Below are 17896 nucleotides of genomic sequence, written 5' to 3' on the forward strand. Positions count from 1 at the left end.
GAATACTTATGTTAAAGCGTCTGCTGTTACTCAGCCTTTTGCCGTTATGCAGCCATGCGGAGGAACTCCCCGCTCCGGTAAAAGCGATTGAAAAACAGGGCATTACCATTATAAAACCCTTTGAGGCGCCGGGGGGAATGAAAGGCTGGCTGGGCAAATACCAGGACATGGGGGTCGCCATCTACCTAACGCCGGATGGTAAACACGCGATCTCCGGCTATATGTATGATGAGAACGGCAGCAACCTCAGCGAGCAGCTGTTTCAGAAAGAACTCTATACCCCGGCGGGACAAGAGATGTGGAAGAAGATGGCCAGCGCCCACTGGCTGCAGGATGGTCGCAAGGACGCCCCTATCGTGCTGTATGTCTTTGCCGATCCCTTCTGTCCCTACTGCAAGCAGTTCTGGCAGCAATCCCGCCCCTGGGTAGAGGCCGGTAAAGTGCAGATCCGCACTCTGCTGGTGGGGGTGATTAAGCCGGAGAGCCCGGCCACCGCCGCGGCGATTCTCGCCAGCAGCGATCCGGCGAAAACCTGGCATGATTACGAGCAATCGAATGGGAAAATGGCTCTGACGATCCCGAAAGCAATTCCGCCGGAGAAAATGAAAATGCTCAACGTCAACCAGCAGCTGATGGACGATCTGGGAGCCAACGTGACGCCGGCGATTTATTATATGAATAAAGATAATATGCTGCAGCAGGTGGTCGGCCTACCGGATAAAGAGAAACTGCATATTATGATGGGTGAAAAAGAGTAATTCCATCCCGCAATGGCGCCTGGCGGAAGCGACCGCTGGCGCCACCGTCGACGATAAGATATATTAAGCAGAACTTAACTGTATTTGCCAATAATTAAATTCACACCGCAAATATTAAGCCACAAAACATTATCATTAAGAATATTATAATCCGCACCGGTAATAAACAGGACTGCATTAATGGCAAATCTTTACGATCTGAAAAAGTTCGATTTGAATTTATTGGTTATTTTCGAATGTATCTATCAACATTTGAGCATCAGCAAAGCGGCGGCGATGTTATTTATCACCCCCTCAGCGGTGAGTCAGTCGTTGCAGCGTCTGCGCCAGCAGTTAAACGATCCGCTATTTGTTCGTGTTGGCAAAGGAATGACGCCCACCACCGCCTGCGTCAATCTTCATTATCATCTACAGCAAAATCTGGAGCAGCTGGAAAAAACCATCAATCTTAATAATCGCTCAGAACTGCGTAAACGTATTGTGATATATGGCCCCCCGCTGTTCTGTTCAGTCAATAGCCACGTTATGATTAACCAGCTCTGTCATCAGGCGAACTTGCAAATTGAGCACCATAACCTGACCACCACCGAATCGGCTGAGGAGCTGCTGGCGTATCGCCAGGCGGACCTGGTGTTCACCCGCATGCCCATTACCAACCGCGCCACGATCTGTCAGCCCTATCAGACGGTGCAGACGCTGGCGGTTTGCCGGGCGGGCCATCCGCGACGCGAAACGCTTACCTCGGTAGAGTCACTGGCACAGGAGTTTTTCACTCACTATATTACCAACGATCCCGTTATTCAGCGCGTGCAGCAAAGCAGCATCGCCTGGCTGAATCCGCGCAATATTGCCTTTCGCAGCGACTCTTTTATGACCATTCTTAACATGATTAATAAAACCGACTTAATTGGCTTTTTGCCTTCCTATTTATATGACTTTATCTCACCCACTATGCAGCTTCACGCCATCAACATAGATAATCTTTTTCCGGATATCACGATCTACATTAATTACCACCATGCATCTTCGCAAAATCATTTTTTAACTGAATTAATCACCATATTAATGAATGATCGAGAGGCATCACAGCCCCAATTTAATCACAGCGAATAACGCCCTTCTGTTCCCCCGCTGCCAGAAACAATAATCGACCATTAATTTCCTACCCCTCATCGTTTATACTGAGCTAACGGGAATTTTCTACTATTAAAGGATTAATGGTCATGTCGTTTATTAAATATCCCTTACCGGAATCGGTGCTGCAGGCAACTGAGCAGCGGATCCAGTGGGTCATGGATAATTTTTCGCGCATCTGTGTCTCTTTTTCCGGGGGAAAAGACTCCACCGTTATGCTGCATTTAACCGCCCAGGCGGCGCGGTTACAGGGGAAAAAAATCTGCGTGTTGTTTATTGACTGGGAAGCGCAGTTCTCCTGCACCATCGCCCACTGTGAAAAACTGCGTGCGCTGTATGCGGATGTCATCGAAACCTTTTACTGGGTCGCCCTGCCGCTCACCACCCAAAATGCCCTGACGCAGTATAAGCCGCAATGGCAATGCTGGGAGTCCGGAACCGAGTGGGTACGCCAGCCGCCGCCCTGGGCCATTACCCACCCGGGCTATTTTTCATTTTATCAACCCGGAATGAGCTTTGAAGCCTTCGTCAGCCACTTCGCCGAGTGGTTTTCGCAGCGTCGTCCCGCCGCCGTGCTGGTGGGCATTCGCGCCGACGAATCGCTAAATCGCTTTATGACGATTTCTTCACAGCGTAAACAGCGCTTCGCCGACGATAAACCATGGACCACTTCAGCGCCGGGCGGCCACGCCTGGTACATCTACCCGCTCTATGACTGGAAAACCGCCGATATCTGGACCTGGTTTGCCAAAAGCGGCGAGCCCTATAACCCGTTGTACGATCTGATGTATCAGGCCGGGGTGCCGCTGCGCTATATGCGCATTTGCGAACCGTTTGGTCCCGAGCAGCGCCAGGGGCTGTGGCTGTATCACGTGCTGGAACCTGAGCGCTGGGCCGCGATGTGCCAGCGAGTGAGCGGCGCGCACAGCGGCGGGGTCTATGCCGGGCATGATAATCAGTTCTACGGTCATCGGAAAATCGACAAGCCCGACCACCTGACGTGGAAAAGCTACGCCCTGTTCCTGCTCGACAGCATGCCGGAAACCACCGCCGAGCACTACCGCAATAAAATCGCCGTCTACCTGCGCTGGTACCAGAAAAAAGGTATGGAGGATATTCCGGATACCCAACCTGCGGACATTGGCACCAAAGATATCCCATCCTGGCGGCGAGTCTGCAAAGTACTGCTCAATAACGATTACTGGTGCCGACAGCTTTCGTTTAGCCCAACCAAAAGCAGCCACTATCAGCGCTACCGTAAACGCATGGAAAAACATCGCCAACAATGGGGGATTTTATGCAACAACAACTGACGCAGGCGCTGGAAGCTTACCTGCAAAAGCTGGATGACGAGGCGCGCATTGAGGCTATCAACGCGTTTCGCCAGGTGCTCCACCACTACAGCCCCTTCCGCTCGCAGCCCGTCGACTGCGTGCTGTGGGTCAAACAGGAGCTGATCGCCCCCAACGACTACAACCCGAATAACGTGGCGCCGCCGGAGAAGCGTCTGCTGCAAACGTCGCTGGAGGCCGACGGCTTTACCCAGCCGGTCGTCGTCATCCAGCAAGGCCCACAGGCGTATACGATTGTCGATGGTTTTCACCGCCATGAGCTGGCCTGCAGCAAAGCCGTGCTGAAAAAAACGCTAAAAGGCTATTTGCCGGTGACCTGCCTGACGAGTGATGCTGCCTCGCGTGACGGGCTGATGGCAGCGACCATACGCCATAACCGGGCGCGCGGTCGCCACCAAATCCACGCCATGTCAGAGATCGTCCGCGAGCTGACCCGGCTCGGCTGGACGCCGCAGAAAATCGGCAAAGAGCTGGGGATGGATGCCGATGAAGTGCTGCGTCTGAAGCAAATTAGCGGCCTGACAGAGATGTTCGCCGGCCGCCAGTTCTCCCAGGCGTGGACGATTAAGTAACTACAGCTGGCACAAACGCGCCGCCGCGGCCAGCAGAGTCGCCGGCTGTTTGGCGAAGCACAAGCGGATCAGCTTGTGCGGGAACGGATCGGCGCAGAAGACGGAGAGCGGGATCGCCGCCACGCCGATCTCAGTGGTCAGCCAGCGGCAGAAGCTGACATCGTCTAGATCGGAGATGGCGCTGTAGTCCGCCAGCAGGAAATAGGTCCCTTCACAGGGCAGGATTTCCAGCCGGCTGGGACGCAGCGCTTCAATAAACAGATCGCGACGTTCCCGATAAAACGCCGGCAGCTCACGATAATGCTCCGGCGCTTCGCGCAGCATGTCGGCGATCGCCAGCTGCGCCGGGGTATTCACCGAGAAGGTCAGATACTGGTGCACCTTGCGTAGTTCGGCGCTGATGGCCGCCGGGGCCACGCAGTAGCCGACCTTCCAGCCGGTCATATGAAAGGTTTTGCCAAACGAAGAGACCGCCACCGCCCGCTCGCGCAGCTGTGGATGCGCCAGTACGCTGGCGTGGCCGCCCTCAGCAAAGCAGATATGCTCATAGACTTCATCGCTCAGGACATAGATCTCGCGTTCGGCGATCGCCTGCCACAGGGCGGCAAAATCCTCGCGCTGCCAGACGGTGGCCGAAGGGTTGTGCGGGGTGTTGAGGATCACCAGCCGGGTTTTCTCGCTCAGGGCGGCGGCAAATTGCCGCCAGTCGACGCGAAAGTGCGGCGGCTGCAGCGCAATACGACGTAACTCGCCGCCGGCCAGCGCCACCGCGGGGGCGTAGCTGTCATAGCTGGGATCGAAACAGATCACCTCGTCGCCGCGGCGCACCAGGGCGGTGATCGCCGCATACAGGGCCTCCGTCGCGCCGGCGGTGACCGTGATCTCGCTGTTAACGTCGGGCTGGTAACCATACAGCTCCGCCGTCTTCCCGGCGATCGCCTCGCGCAGCGCCGGCACGCCGGTCATCGGGGCGTACTGATTCGCCCCCTGCGCCACGTGGTACGCCAGACGCTCCTGCAGATAGCGCGGGCCGTCAAAATCGGGAAAGCCCTGGGACAGGTTTATGGCCTGATGCTGCTGGGCCAGGGCGCTCATCTGGGTAAAAATCGTGGTGCCGAGCGCAGGAAGTTTACTCTCTGGAATCAAGGGGTTATTGTTCATTCTTTTTATACCGATTGTAATGCTGTTGTTGAAGCCACTATAACACGATGTTAATATTTGGCAATCAAGACGCTTAGACGTCTAAATGCTAATGTTATTCCACGCTACGCCCACTCTGGAGAAACCATGATCCGCGCCATCGTGACCGACATAGAAGGCACCACCAGCGATATCCGCTTCGTGCATAACGTGCTGTTCCCCTACGCCCGCGAACGACTGGCCGGCTTTGTGACCGCTCAGCAGCACGCTGAACCGGTCAAAACCATTCTCGACAACCTGCGCCGCGAAACAGACGCCCCCGCCGCCAGCACCGCCGACCTTATCACTACCCTCTTCACCTTTATGGATGAAGACCGTAAATCCACGGCGCTGAAGGCGCTGCAGGGGATCATCTGGCGTGACGGCTATCTCAACGGCGACTTTACCGGCCATCTCTACCCGGACGTACTGCCGGCGCTGGAGAAATGGAAAGCGCAGGGTATTGATCTGTATGTATATTCCTCAGGCTCCGTGGCTGCGCAGAAATTGTTATTTGGCTACAGCGATGAAGGTGATATTACTCATCTGTTCACGGGCTATTTCGATACCCTGGTAGGCGCCAAACGCGAGGTGCAGTCCTACCGTAACATTGCTGAACACTTGGGCCATGCCCCTGGCACCATCCTGTTCCTGTCGGATATCCATCAGGAGCTCGACGCCGCCGAGGCCGCGGGTTTGCGAACGATCCAGTTGGTACGCGGCGACCGCGACCCGGCGAGCCACCATCCTCAGGTTCAGCGTTTTGACGACATTCATCCGGAGCAGATCCCAGCATGAGCGCATTAACTCTTTTTTCCGTGACCGATCCGCAAACGCCGGTCTGGCACAGCACCGACGCCAAAGCGATTCAGGATCAACTTAACGCCAAAGGCGTCCGCTTCGAGCGCTGGCAGGCCGACCGCGACCTCGGCGCAAATCCCAGCCCAGAAACGGTGATTGCCGCCTATCAGCATGCGATTGATAAACTGGTCGCCGAAAAGGGCTACCAGAGCTGGGACGTCATCAGCCTGCGCGCCGATAACCCGCAAAAAGAGGCGCTGCGGGAAAAGTTCCTGAACGAGCACACCCATGGCGAAGACGAGGTCCGGTTTTTTGTCGAGGGCGCTGGCCTGTTTTGCCTGCACATTGGCGACGAGGTGTTCCAGGTGCTGTGCGAAAAGAACGATCTGATTTCGGTTCCCGCCCACACTCCGCACTGGTTTGATATGGGATCAGAACCGAACTTCACCGCCATTCGCATTTTTGATAACCCGGAAGGCTGGATCGCCCAGTTTACCGGCGACGATATCGCCAGCGCCTACCCGCGGCTGGCGTAACGTCAAACTGTCGTCAGTCTTAAACCGCCAGGCGCGGGCTTTGCCGGAGGCGGCGCATACCGCGCCTTCTCCGGGCTACCCGCCCCGCCGCCGGCGAGCGCCAACGCCTAAACTTCAATAAACTTCGGCGGATCAAAGGCGGTGATCGGCGGCAGTTCCTCACGCCACGGGGCGATCTCCACCCAACAGCTCTGGGCGCTACAGCCCTGCCCCAGGCGCGAACTGCCGCGATCCTCGGTTAATACGTTGGGATTACCGTGCTTATCGAGCGACCGTTCTTCCTTCGGATCCAGCGGGTCATACCAGGCGCCGGTGGACATCTGTACCACGCCGGGCAAAATCTGCTCGCTCAGGTGCACCCCCGCCAGAATCGCCCCGCGGTCGTTATAGACTTTCACCACGCTGCCTTCGCGGATATCCCTTGCCTGCGCATCGCTCGGATGCATCCACAGCGGCTCGCGTCCCTGAACTTTCGTCGCCCGGCTGACGCTGCCGTGGTCGTACTGACTGTGCAGGCGGGCGCGCGGCTGACTGGAGAGCAGATGAAGCGGCCACCGCGCCGCCTCCTGTCGCTGCCGGGCGGCCTCCTGTTCATCCCACCACGGATGGCCAGGACATTCGCGATAGCCAAACCCGGCGACGGTGGCGGAAAAGAGTTCAATTTTGCCGGAGGGGGTGGAGAGCGGATAGCGCTCAGGATCGGCGCGAAAATCGGCGAGAAAAATTTGCGGCCGCTCCGGCGCGCTGTACTCCAGCACCCCTTGCTGCCAGAAGTCATCGAACGAGGGCAGCGCAATACCCTCCTCCTGCGCCCGCGGTCTTGACTCCTCATAGAGATGACGCAGCCACTGCCCGGCGTCCCGCCCTTCGCTGAACGCTTCTCCGAATCCCAGCCGCCCGGCCAGATCGCAGAAAATAGCGTAATCGTCACGCGCCTCGCCCACCGGCGGGATCTGCGCGCTCATGGCGATCATAAACCCGTCGTGACCGCCGCTGCCGATATCCTCTCGCTCCAGCGAGGTGGTGGCCGGCAGAACGATATCGGAGAATTTGGCCTGCGCGGTCCAGTACTGCTCATGCACCACCACCGTCTCCGGGCGGCGCCAGGCCTCGCACAGTCGGTTGAGATCCTGATGATGATGAAACGCATTGCCTCCCGCCCAGTAGACTAAACGGATATCGGGATAGCGCCGCTGCTGACCGTCGAACTCATAGGTTTCTCCCGGGTGCAGCAGCATATCGGACAGCCGCGCCACCGGGATAACGCTGTCCACCGCATTCTCTCCGGCGGGTAAGCGTGGGCCGGAAAACGCTTTTCGCACCGCGCCCGCCAGGTTGGTGCAGGCGTAGCCAAACCCGAGGCCGCCGCCCGGCGTGCCGAGCTGTCCCAGCAGCGCAGTCAGGGCCACCGTCGCCCAGTAGGCCTGCTCCCCTTGACGGGCGCGCTGGATAGACCAGGAGATATTCACCATCGTCCGGTGGCGGGCCATCTCCCGCGCCAGATCGGCGATGCGCTGGGCGTCCAGGCCGGTAATCGCCGCCGCCCACGCCGGGGTTTTCGCCACGCCATCGTGCTCGCCCAACAGATAAGCGCGATAGGGGGCAAACCCGACGGTATGGCTGGCAACAAACGCCTGGTCGTAGAGAGACTCAGCGATCAGCACATAGCTCAGGGCCAGCAGCAGTGCGGTATCGGTGCCCGGCCGAATGGCCAGCCACTCGGCGTCGGGCACCGCGCTGAGGTCATTGCGCACCGGACTGATATTGATAAACCGCGTGCCGTTGGCCTGCATCTTATCCAGCCAGTACTGGAGCATATGGTCATTGGCGCCGCCGCCGTTGACCTGGGCATTGCGCAGCGGCAGACCACCAATGGCGACAAACAGCTGACACTCCCGGGCCAGCTCGGAAAAATGGGTATGCTGTCGGTGCAGCGGGCTCAGCGGCCCGAGAATATGCGGCAGAATACGCTCGCCCGCGGCGCTGCTATAGGTATTGGTGCTGGCGGTGTACCCGCCAAAGCCCTTGAGAAACCGGTGCAGCTGGCTCTGCGCATGGTGAAAGCGTCCAGCGCTGGCCCAGCCGTAGGAGCCGCCGTAGATCGCCTCATTGCCGCAGCGCGCCTTGACCGAGCGCAGCTCGCGCGCCAGCAGGTCCAGGGCCACCTCCCAGCTGACTTCGACAAAGGGCTCTTTACCTCGCCCTTCTCGTGACGCCGGCCCGTGCTGGAGATATCCGGCGCGCACCGCCGGACGGCGAATGCGCGTTTGGCTGGTCACCGCGTCGGGGAGCGACTGGCCGATGCGTGAGGGATTTTTATCCCAGGGCACCGGCTTAACCGCCACGATCTCGCCCTCACGGCTCTCCACCTGCCAGGTTCCCCAGTGCATCACCGTATAATTATGCTGTTTCTTCATAGCGCCCGCGTTCTTCTCAGCTTAAGGTTCATTACAATAAAGCGGGGAAATAGGGTAATAATCCTTACCCGGCCAGACATTGCTCTGCTAAAAAAAGCTTTAGCCCGCGCAATCTTCTTTTTTTCTCTGTAGACGCCGTATTTCCCATGCACTCACAATATTAAGAAAATTGTCTTTATCCGCTAAATAAACACGGAATAAGTCAAAAATAAAACCACAAAATAAAAAGGTCTATCCGCCATCATGAAATATTTTCAGGTTCCTCATGACAAAATAAACTTTTTCTCTGACGTTTCTGCGATATAACATTCCTGGCATAACTTAGACTTATTTTGTATTTGAGGTGGCGAGGTGCTTCTTGTCATGCTACCGGTCCGCAACCACCTTCATCACAGGATCATAATAACAATGTCGCAGAAAAGAAAATTATTGCCTGCCGCGCTGGCACTGCTTTCCCTTGCCTCGCTGAGCGTCGCTGCCGCAGACGCCCTCTCCTTACAGGGAAAAACCATTGGCGTTGCCGTGGTCGGCACTCAGCATTTCTGGGATCGCGAGGCCTTTAAAGGCGCGACAAAGGAGGTGGAGAAGCTGGGGGGCAAAGTCATTGGCGTCGATGGCGGCCGCGATAATCAGGTGCATGCCAATAACCACGATATTTTACTGTCACGCAAGGTGGACGCGGTAATTAGTATTCTCGGCGATAGCGCCGTCGAACCAAAATTTAAAGCATTGCGTGATGCCGGTATCCCGGTATTTACCGTAGATCATGTTTCTCAATATTCGGTCAACAATACTACTTCCGATAACTACACCTTAGGCTCAACCATCGGCCGCTACATGGCGGATGAATTAGGCGGCAAAGGCAACGTCGCCGTATTTAACGCCTTCTCCAGCGCGCTGCGTATTTGCGGAATTCGCTACGATCAGTGGAAATATGTCCTTAAGGATTATCCGGATATTCATATTATCCAGCCCGAGCTCGCGGAACAGTTCGCCAACTCGCCGGAAGACGCGCGCAAGAAAACCCTCGAATTACTCAGCCAGTATCCGAAAGGCAAACTGGACGCCATCCATGTCGCCTGCTGGGATCAACCGGCCATCGGCATCGTCCAGGCGCTGGAAGAGACCGGTCGCGATAAAGACGTGAAAGTGACGGCCATCGACGCCGGTCCGGAGACCCTGGAGATCATGGCGGAGCCCGGCAGCCCGTTCGTGGCTAACGTCGCGCAGCAGCCGCATCTGATCGGCCAGACCTCGGCTGACAACGTGGCCCGCTACTTTGCCGGCCAGAAACTACCGGTGCAAACCTTTATTCCGGTGGTTCCGGTGAAAGGTCCGCAGGAAGCGAAAGCGGTGTATAAACAGTTGGGATACGGCGAGCTGCAGTGATTAATCAACATCCAGGCGGGGAACGCCCCGCCGCTGGTCTGGTCATGGAGCAGATCGGTAAACGTTTTGCCAGCGTCACCGCGCTTAATGCGGTTACCCTGCGCCTCAATCCGGGGGAGATTCATGGCCTGATTGGCGAGAACGGCGCCGGTAAATCGACGCTGATCAAGATCCTCGCCGGTGTGTATCAGGCCGACAGCGGCAGCGCCACCCTCGACGGTCACCCGCTGCCCCTCGGCAATCCGGCAGCCATCGAAGCCGCCGGCATCCGCGTTATCCACCAGGAGTTGAACCTGATCCCGCACTTTACCGTCGCGGAATCGGTGTTTCTGGGCCAGGAGTATCGCACCCGCTGGGGGGCGCTGGATCGCCGACGGATGAAGGCCGCCACGGCGCAATTTTTCCAGCAAAACTGGCAGCTGGCGATCGACCCCGAACGGCTGGTGCGCGACCTGAGCCTGGCCGAGCGCAAGCTGGTACAAATTGCCCGCGCGCTGATCGACGGCGCAGCGCGGCTGGTGGTGTTCGACGAACCCACCGCCCCCCTGGAGGCGCAGGAGGCCAGTCTGGTCTCCTCCGCCATCCTGCGCCTGCGCGACCAGGGCATTGCCATTCTGTATATTTCCCACTACCTCAATGAGATAGCCACCCTCTGCGACCGCGGCACCGTGCTGCGCAACGGGGAAGTTGTCGGCTACCCGGACCGCGACCTGCTGCAGAATACCGAGGCGCTGATCGCCATGATGGTCGGCCGGGAAATCGACCAGCTGTATACTCCGCGCCAGCGCCCGGCGGCAGACAATGGGGCGACCCCGCTGCTCTCGGTGCGCCAGCTGAGCGACGGGCGGCAGTTGCAGGATCTTTCTTTTGATATTCAGCCGGGCGAAATCGTCGGCGTCGCCGGCCTGCTGGGCGCCGGACGCGATGTGCTGGTCGACCTACTCTACGGCTTACGCCCGGCGGAACGCGGCACCATCCACCTCGAGGGCCGGCCGCGGCGCATTCGTACGCCAAAGCAGGCGATCCGCGCCGGCATGGCGCTGGTGCCGCGCGACCGCCGCCATCAGGGGCTGATCCTGCCCTTCACCACCGCCGACAATATTAATCTCGCCTCGCTGCCGGAGACCGCCACCTTTGGCTGGGAGCGGCGGGGTATCGCCGAGCAGAAAGCGCGCGACTGGATAGAACAGCTGGCGATCCGCCCGGGACGCCCGGGGCTGCCGGTACGCTACATGAGCGGCGGTAATCAGCAAAAAGCGATCCTCGCCCGCTGGCTGGGGACCGATGCCCGGCTGTTTATTCTCGATGAACCCACCCTTGGGGTCGATATCGGCGCCCGCCGGGATATTTATCAACGTACGCGCCAGCTGGCCGATCAAGGACGGGCGGTGCTGGTCTCCTCCAGCGACGCCCCCGAACTGCTCGGACTATGCGACCGGATCCTGGTCCTCTGGCGCGGCGCGCTGGCGGCCAATCTGCCCACCCGCGGGCTAACGCTGGACGCCCTACTGGTGGCGATCAACGGCGGACAGGAGCCTTCACCATGAGTACTGCTATCCAGCGTCGCGGCCGTCCGGGCCTGGCGACGCTGATTGAAAAATTTCCCCTGATCCTGTTTCTGGCGCTGCTGGTATGGCTGAGCGTACAGTCGCCCTACTTTCTCAGCTGGCAAAATATCAGCCTGATGCTGGTCCAGAGCGTTCCGCTGGCAATCCTTTGTTTCGGCCTGGTCTGCGTTATCGCCGTGGGCGGAGATGACGTGGTCTCCGGCGGCATCGACCTCTCCCTGCCGGCGACGGCGGTGCTCGGCGTCGCGCTGCTCAGCCTCGGGCTGGCCGAATGGCACACGCCGTATCTCCTGCTGCTGGCGCTGCTGGCGGCGGTTTGCCTGCTGTGCGGGGCGATCAATGGCTTGCTGGTGCTGGCGGCCGGCCTGCAGCCGCTGCTGGCCACCCTCTCGACCTCGGTGGCGTTTACCGGTCTGACAGATCTGTTGACCGGCCAGCGGCGCATCGCGGTCAGCGATCCGCTGATGGTCGCCTTTCGCGACAACAGCGTGCTGGGCCTGCCCTGGCCGCTGGTCTACCTGCTGGGGGTGTTTATCCTGTTCCAGTTCCTGCTCCACCACTCCCGCTTCGGCCAGCATGTGCAGGCGGTGGGCGGCAATCGCGATATGGCGCAGATGAGCGGCCTGAACGTGCGCCGCTTGACCCTGCTGGTCTGGCTGTTAGCGGGCATTGCCGCCGGGCTGGCTATTCTGCCGCTGCTCAGCCAGGGCTCCGGCAGCTCCAGCGGGACGGCCACGCCGCTGCTGCTGGAGACCGTGCTGGCGACCTTTATCGGCGCCGCCTTCTCGCGCCGTCGGGTGGTCACCATCTGGGGCGCGCTGCTGGGGGCAATCCTGGTCAACGCCCTCTCTAACGGGCTCGGCCTGCTGGGGGTCAATATCTTCTGGATGGGCGCCATTAAAGGCGGCCTGATCCTGGTGGTGCTGGCGGCCTCGGCGGTCAGACACAAAGGAGGCGAGGCATGAGTCAAATCACTCTGAAAACCTCTGCGTCGGCGGAACAGACGGCCAGCAGCCCGCTGGCCTGGCTGTCGCGGGCCGGATTTGGCGTCATCATCCTGCTGGCCATCGCCCTGTTTGGCTGGGCGAATCCGGTATTTTTAACCGTGGATAACTGGGCCAACCTGCTGCAGGGCAGCGCGATCCTGCTGATTGTGGCGATGGCGATGACCCTGATCGTCAGCGCCGGGGCGATTGATCTGTCGGTGGGCGTCGCGCTCGATTTCGGCGCCGCCTTCGCCCTCGTCGCCCTGAAAACCTGGCATCTGCCGTGGCAGGCCGCGGTGGGCTGCGCTCTGCTCGGCGGCGTGCTGATTGGCCTGCTCAATGCCTTTCTGATCCTCATCTGCCGGATCCGTCCCTTCCTCGCCACGCTCGGCACCTGGTTTATCGCCAGCAGCGCCGAGCGCATCTATACCGACGGCGGCGGCGCGATAGCCTATCGGCGGATGGCTCCGGAGTATCACGACCTGGCGGTGGGCAACCTTGGCGGGATCCCCACGCCGGTAGCGATCGTGCTGGCGCTGTGGCTGGCGGCCTGGCTGGTTACCGAGCGCACCCTGTGGGGCAAATATGTCCGCGCCATCGGTCAGAACAGCGAAGCGGCGCGTATCGCCGGGATCCGCGATCGCCTGACCATGCTCGGCGTGCTGGTGGCCGCCTCGGCGCTCTGCGCCGTCGGCGGGGTGATCCTCTCCGCCAACCTGCGGCAGTTTACCCCGCTGGCCGGGCAGTCTTACCTGATGGACGCCATTGCGGCAGTATTTATCGGCACTGCCTTTACCCGTCTGGGCCGGGTCAGCATCCTCGGCACCCTCGGCGGCGTGCTGTTCCTTGCCATTATTGATAACGGCCTGAACCTGATGGGGCTCAATTATCTGGTGAAGGACGCGCTGGTCGGCGTGATTCTGGTGGTGGCCCTCGCCCTATCCTTCTGGCAGGCGCGCCTGCGCCAAACGCATCGCTAAACGGGAGAACGATGGCAACCTTTGACGCCGTATTTGTCGGCCTGACTATTCTGGATATCGCCGGGCGCCCGGTGGTGGCGATCCCGCCGCGCGGCGGCGTCGCCTTTATTGAGCAAATTCGTCTCAACCCCGCCGGCACCGCCGCCGGGGCTAATATCAACGCCGCGAAGCTCGGGATCCGCACCGCAGCGGTGGCCTGCCTGGGCGAAGATGAAAAGGCCGACTTTATCCTCGCCAGCTATGCCCGGCTGGGCATCGACTGCTCGCTTATCCAGCGCACCGCGCTGAAGGAGACCTCGGCGACGATCCTGCCGATTCGCCCCAACGGCGAACGTCCGGCCCTGCACTGCCGGGGCGCGTCTGACGCCCTGTTTGTCAGTGAAGCGGAATTTGACGCCGTCCTTGACTGTCGTTTCCTGCATCACGGCGGGACCGGGCTGCTGGCGGCAATGGACCAGGGACAGAGCGCGCGGCTGTTGCAGGCGGCCAAAGCGCGCGGAGTCACCACCAGCTTTGACCTTATCGCCCCGAATGAAGAGACCCTCGAACTACTGCGGCCCCTGTTGCCGTCGGTGGATTATTTCATGCCTTCGCTGGAGGAAGCCGCCTTTCTCTCCGGAGAGACGCAGCCGGAGGCCATCGGCCGCTTCTTCCTGGCGCTCGGCGTGGGCACCTGCATTCTGAAAGACGGCGAGAACGGCTCCTGGCTTATCGGCCGCGATGGCGGGCCGCAGCATATTGCGCCGTGGCCGGTCGAGGCGGTGGATACCACCGGCTGCGGCGACAGCTACTGCGGCGGGTTTATTGCCGCACTGGCGCGCGGACTCAGCGTGAAAGCAGCGTGTGACGTCGCCTCGGCGGTGGCCGCGCTGGTGGCGACCGGGATGGGATCGGATGCCGGGGTAGTGGACTGGGAACAGACCCAGGCTTTTATGGCGGCCCATCGCCCCTGACGATGGACCCGCGCCGCTGCAGAATGCGGCGGCGCAAGCGGCTTAACGCCACTGGTACAGCAGCGGCTCCCCGGCGACATAGCGCTGAAGATCGGCGGCAATCATCGCCGTGTGTTTGGCGATACTCTCCCGGGTGGCTCCGGCGATATGCGGCGTGATAATCACGTTATCGAACTCGATGACAAAAGGATGATCGCGCCACAGCGGTTCGCGGTGATAGACATCCAGCGCCGCGCCGCCCAGCGGGCCGTGGCGCAGGGCATCAATCAGCGCTGCCTCGTCGACCACCGCCGCGCGAGAGGTATTGATCAGCAGCGCGCCGGGCTTCATGCTGTTTAACAGCGCGGCATTCACCAGCCCGTCGCTGTGCGGCCCGCTGCTCAGGTGCAGGCTGACGATATCCGCCTCGCGGAACAGCGCCTCCAGGGTCGTTTTCTGTAGCCCTGGCTCATTGATATCCTCTGCGGCGACGAACGGATCCACCACCAACACCGCCATGCCGAACGCCCGGGCGATACGCGCCACTCGGCGGCCAATGTTGCCATACCCCACCAGCCCCAGCGTTTTATTGCGCAGTTCAGTGCCTTTAAACACTTCATAGGGACTTTCCGGGCTCACGTCCCAGACCACATCCCGCCGCAGACCCTGCTGGGTGGCGGCGGCGGCATTGTCAGCCTGCGTGAATTCCCCCCGCTTCAGCGCCGCATGGGATTGCGGAATATGGCGCGCCAGGCTGAGCATCAGGCCAAGCGTCAGCTCCGCGGCGGCATCGGCATTGCGCCCCGGGGTGTAGAGTACCCGGATGCCGCGCGCCTGGGCGGCCTGGGTATCAATATTCACCGGATTCGCGCGGGTGCAGGCGATCACCTGCAGGCGCGGACAGGCGGCCATTACCGCGTCCGTCACCTCATCATAGCTGGTCACCAGCACCTCGGCGTCGTGGGCCAGCTCAATCAGCTGACCGGCGCTGAGTTTCGGTTTGCCCAGCGCCCACCCCTCCACCAGCAGCTCGCCCAGCTGGTGGAAGGCGCTAAGGTCGCCAGCATGCTCGGCGGTAAAAACGATTTTCATGGTTGTAGGTCCTGAGAAAGAGGTTGAAGGGCGGCCTGTCTGGCCTGCCATACCGGCAGCATCTGCTCGCGCAGCAGGCGGTAAACGGGATACAGCGCCGCGTAGCGGGCATGCGCCTGAGGGCGCGGCTGATAGCGGGTCTGCGCCAGCGGAGGCGTCTCGGCCAGCGCCGCGACGCTACGGGCCGCCAGGATCGCCGCGCCGCGCGCGCTCAGTTCGTTAAAGGCGCTGGAGACCACCGTGCGTCCGGTACAGTCGGCGATAATCTGCAGCCAGGTCGCCGAGGCTGCGCCGCCGCCGGTCAGATACAGCTCGCCGCCCTGCGGATAACCCTGCAGCGCATCGACAATGGCGAAGGCCAGGCCTTCAAACACCGCGCGCTGCAGTTCGGCGCGGGTGGTGTGCGGGCTAATGCCGAAAAAGCCGGCCCGCGCGTCCGGGCTGTAAAACGGCGCACGTTCGCCATTGAGGTACGGCTGCCAGAAGACGCCGCCGCTGCCTGGCTCCACCGCCGCGATCGCCTGCTCCAGGCGCCCCAGATCGGCGTCTAGCGAAATATGCTGCTGCAGCCAGTCAATGTTTGGCGTACCGGCCTGCATCGGAAACAGGGAGATCACCTGTCCGGCTTCGGTATGGGTGACAAAGCGCGTCGCCTCGTTCACCGTCTGCGGGCCGCGGCAGACGATCCCGGTGCAGCAGGTGGTGCCGAGGATCGTGTAGATATCCCCTTCGTTGACCGCGCCGCAGCCCAGCGCGGCGCTACAGACATCCAGCGCCCCGGCGGCCACCGGCGTCGCGGCGGGCAGCCCGGTCAGCGCCGCCACCGCGTCGCTCAGCGTGCCGGCCGGGGCATCCGGGGCCAGCAGCGGGGGAAACAGCGGCAGCAGTTCGTTCAGCCCCATCTCGTTCATCACCACCGAGGACCAGCTGCCGGTCTGCTGATTGAGTAACGAGCTGCTGGCGTCCGTCAGCTCCAGCGCCGCCACGCCGGTCAGGCGAAAGCGGATCCAGTCCTTGGCGAAAAACAGATAGCGCGCGGCCGCCAGCCGCGCCGGCTGATACTGTTTCAGCCAGTACAGCTGCAGGCTGGTATTGCAGGGCTGCAGGTGGGTGCCGGTATCGGCGAAATAGCGGCGGTCGAAGCCGGGTCGGCGCAGCAGGTCGCTCATCAGCTCGTGGCTGCGGGTATCGCTCCACAGGATCCCCGGGCCCACCGGTTCGCCCTGCTCATCGCTGAGCCAGACCCCCTCCCCTTGCCCGGCGAGGCCGATAGCCCGCAGCCGCCCCGCCTGGAGCGCCGGGTGGCGGGCAATCTGGCGCAGAATAGCCAGCACCGAATGCCACAGCTGGGTCATATCCTGTTCCGCGTAGCCATTGGCCGACAGGCGGGGTGAGGTGTTTTCCGCGGCGCTGGCGCAGGCGGTGAAATGCTGATCAAACAGCACCGCTTTCACCCGCGAGGTGCCAATATCGATACCAAGATAAAAATCCATACCTGCTCCGGCTCAGGGCTCGTAGCGGCGGCGCATCAGCTCGCACTCGAACAGGAACTCCAGCCCCTCCAGTTGACGGCGGGCCTCCTGAATATCTTTCCCCCAGCAGGTCAGGCCGTGGCCGCGCAGCAGAAAGCCGTAGCGCAGCGGGCGGGTTTGCGCATAATCGGCAATCCGCGCCGCCAGGGCGTCAATATCCTGGTCATTATCGAAGATGGCGATCGGAACGGTATCGAGATGGCTATGCTGCCCGCTAAGGGTTTTCTGCATTTCATACCCCTGCAGCGCCAGCGTGTCGCTTTTTTCGATGCGCGACAGCACGGTGGCGTTGACGGTATGCACATGCAGCACCACGTTGGCTTCCGGGAACAGGCGATACACCAGGGTGTGCAGACCGGTCTCGGCCGACGGCTTCCGTCCGGAAGGCGCCTGGTTGGTGGCGATCTCAACCTGCAGAAAATCCTCGGTTGTCAGGCTGCCTTTGTCGCGGCCCGACTCGCTTAGCCAGCACCAGGTATCATCCTGACGCACCGACATATTGCCGCCGGTCGCCGGCGCCCAGCCTTTCGCGCCGATCCAATGACAGGTGGTGACCAGTTGCGCGAGTCTTTCTTGCCACATAGCAGTTCCTTAGGTTAGCGATGATTTATTTAGCCGTCTAAATGGCTATTTATCCGATACTAACACCGCTAACCGGAGGGGACAAT

Annotated in this window: 16 protein-coding genes; 11 read left to right on the forward strand and 5 right to left on the reverse strand. The window is 60.5% G+C overall.

Going from position 1 to position 17896, the window contains the following annotated elements; translation table 11 throughout:
* The first annotated feature begins 8 nt into the window (after positions 1 to 8).
* The 4 genes from dsbG (at position 9) to ACR809_RS18130 (ending at position 3816) form a co-directional block, all read left to right on the forward strand.
* A complete protein-coding gene (dsbG, locus tag ACR809_RS18115; RefSeq protein ID WP_002894375.1) occupies positions 9 to 758 on the forward strand; it encodes a thiol:disulfide interchange protein DsbG in 750 nt (249 codons plus the stop codon).
* Between the two features lie 180 nt (positions 759 to 938).
* Positions 939 to 1871: a DNA-binding transcriptional repressor CitR gene (citR, locus tag ACR809_RS18120; RefSeq protein ID WP_004147565.1), complete on the forward strand. Its 933-nt coding sequence runs from the start codon at positions 939 to 941 to the stop codon at positions 1869 to 1871.
* A gap of 110 nt (positions 1872 to 1981) precedes the next feature.
* Positions 1982 to 3205: a phosphoadenosine phosphosulfate reductase gene (locus ACR809_RS18125; protein ID WP_016946809.1), complete on the forward strand. Its 1224-nt coding sequence runs from the start codon at positions 1982 to 1984 to the stop codon at positions 3203 to 3205.
* On the forward strand, positions 3190 to 3816 hold the full coding sequence (locus tag ACR809_RS18130; RefSeq protein ID WP_032443814.1) for an IbrB-like domain-containing protein: 627 nt from the start codon (positions 3190 to 3192) through the stop codon (positions 3814 to 3816). Before ACR809_RS18125 ends, ACR809_RS18130 begins: the two co-directional genes overlap by 16 nt.
* Here the strand turns inward: ACR809_RS18130 and ACR809_RS18135 are convergent, their stop codons facing one another.
* Positions 3817 to 4962: a pyridoxal phosphate-dependent aminotransferase gene (locus ACR809_RS18135; RefSeq protein ID WP_020802207.1), complete on the reverse strand. Its 1146-nt coding sequence runs from the start codon at positions 4960 to 4962 to the stop codon at positions 3817 to 3819.
* 141 nt (positions 4963 to 5103) lie between these two features.
* Between ACR809_RS18135 and mtnC the strand changes: the two genes are divergently transcribed.
* On the forward strand, positions 5104 to 5793 hold the full coding sequence (mtnC, locus tag ACR809_RS18140) for an acireductone synthase (protein WP_040181792.1): 690 nt from the start codon (positions 5104 to 5106) through the stop codon (positions 5791 to 5793).
* Positions 5790 to 6332: a 1,2-dihydroxy-3-keto-5-methylthiopentene dioxygenase gene (locus ACR809_RS18145; protein WP_002894357.1), complete on the forward strand. Its 543-nt coding sequence runs from the start codon at positions 5790 to 5792 to the stop codon at positions 6330 to 6332. The genes mtnC and ACR809_RS18145 overlap by 4 nt, the downstream gene beginning before the upstream one ends.
* Positions 6333 to 6439: 107 nt before the next feature.
* On the opposite strand, the gene ACR809_RS18150 is transcribed toward ACR809_RS18145, so the two are convergent.
* Positions 6440 to 8749 carry a molybdopterin-dependent oxidoreductase gene (locus ACR809_RS18150; protein WP_117062579.1) on the reverse strand — a complete coding sequence of 770 codons (2310 nt, stop codon included), beginning with the start codon at positions 8747 to 8749 and terminating at the stop codon, positions 6440 to 6442.
* 408 nt (positions 8750 to 9157) lie between these two features.
* Here ACR809_RS18150 and ACR809_RS18155 point away from each other — a divergent pair, with 408 nt between their 5' ends.
* The 5 genes from ACR809_RS18155 to ACR809_RS18175 are packed head-to-tail and all read left to right on the forward strand — an operon-like array spanning position 9158 to position 14625.
* On the forward strand, positions 9158 to 10138 hold the full coding sequence (locus tag ACR809_RS18155; RefSeq protein WP_122051473.1) for a sugar ABC transporter substrate-binding protein: 981 nt from the start codon (positions 9158 to 9160) through the stop codon (positions 10136 to 10138).
* A gap of 44 nt (positions 10139 to 10182) precedes the next feature.
* A complete protein-coding gene (locus tag ACR809_RS18160; RefSeq protein ID WP_021441413.1) occupies positions 10183 to 11685 on the forward strand; it encodes a sugar ABC transporter ATP-binding protein in 1503 nt (500 codons plus the stop codon).
* Positions 11682 to 12671 (forward strand): ABC transporter permease, encoded by a 990-nt coding sequence (locus tag ACR809_RS18165; RefSeq protein ID WP_122051474.1) that lies wholly within the window; start codon positions 11682 to 11684, stop codon positions 12669 to 12671. Before ACR809_RS18160 ends, ACR809_RS18165 begins: the two co-directional genes overlap by 4 nt.
* Positions 12668 to 13672 (forward strand): ABC transporter permease, encoded by a 1005-nt coding sequence (locus tag ACR809_RS18170; RefSeq protein WP_004223619.1) that lies wholly within the window; start codon positions 12668 to 12670, stop codon positions 13670 to 13672. Before ACR809_RS18165 ends, ACR809_RS18170 begins: the two co-directional genes overlap by 4 nt.
* Before the next feature lie 11 nt (positions 13673 to 13683).
* Positions 13684 to 14625, forward strand: coding sequence for a carbohydrate kinase family protein (locus ACR809_RS18175; RefSeq protein WP_004147553.1), 942 nt, complete (start codon positions 13684 to 13686; stop codon positions 14623 to 14625).
* A gap of 42 nt (positions 14626 to 14667) precedes the next feature.
* On the opposite strand, the gene ACR809_RS18180 is transcribed toward ACR809_RS18175, so the two are convergent.
* From ACR809_RS18180 to ACR809_RS18190, 3 genes are read right to left on the reverse strand one after another with little or no spacing between them, the layout of a single operon-like run.
* Positions 14668 to 15696: a 2-hydroxyacid dehydrogenase gene (locus ACR809_RS18180; protein WP_004191366.1), complete on the reverse strand. Its 1029-nt coding sequence runs from the start codon at positions 15694 to 15696 to the stop codon at positions 14668 to 14670.
* Complete coding sequence (locus ACR809_RS18185; RefSeq protein ID WP_004147551.1) at positions 15693 to 17189, reverse strand: FGGY-family carbohydrate kinase; 1497 nt, start codon at positions 17187 to 17189, stop codon at positions 15693 to 15695. Before ACR809_RS18185 ends, ACR809_RS18180 begins: the two co-directional genes overlap by 4 nt.
* 12 nt (positions 17190 to 17201) lie before the next feature.
* Complete coding sequence (locus tag ACR809_RS18190; RefSeq protein ID WP_002894164.1) at positions 17202 to 17810, reverse strand: methylthioribulose 1-phosphate dehydratase; 609 nt, start codon at positions 17808 to 17810, stop codon at positions 17202 to 17204.
* Between the last annotated feature and the right edge of the window lie 86 nt (positions 17811 to 17896).

It is taken from the genome of Klebsiella sp. CD33 (genome assembly GCF_051992865.1).
Classification (GTDB): Bacteria; Pseudomonadota; Gammaproteobacteria; order Enterobacterales; family Enterobacteriaceae; genus Klebsiella; species Klebsiella pneumoniae.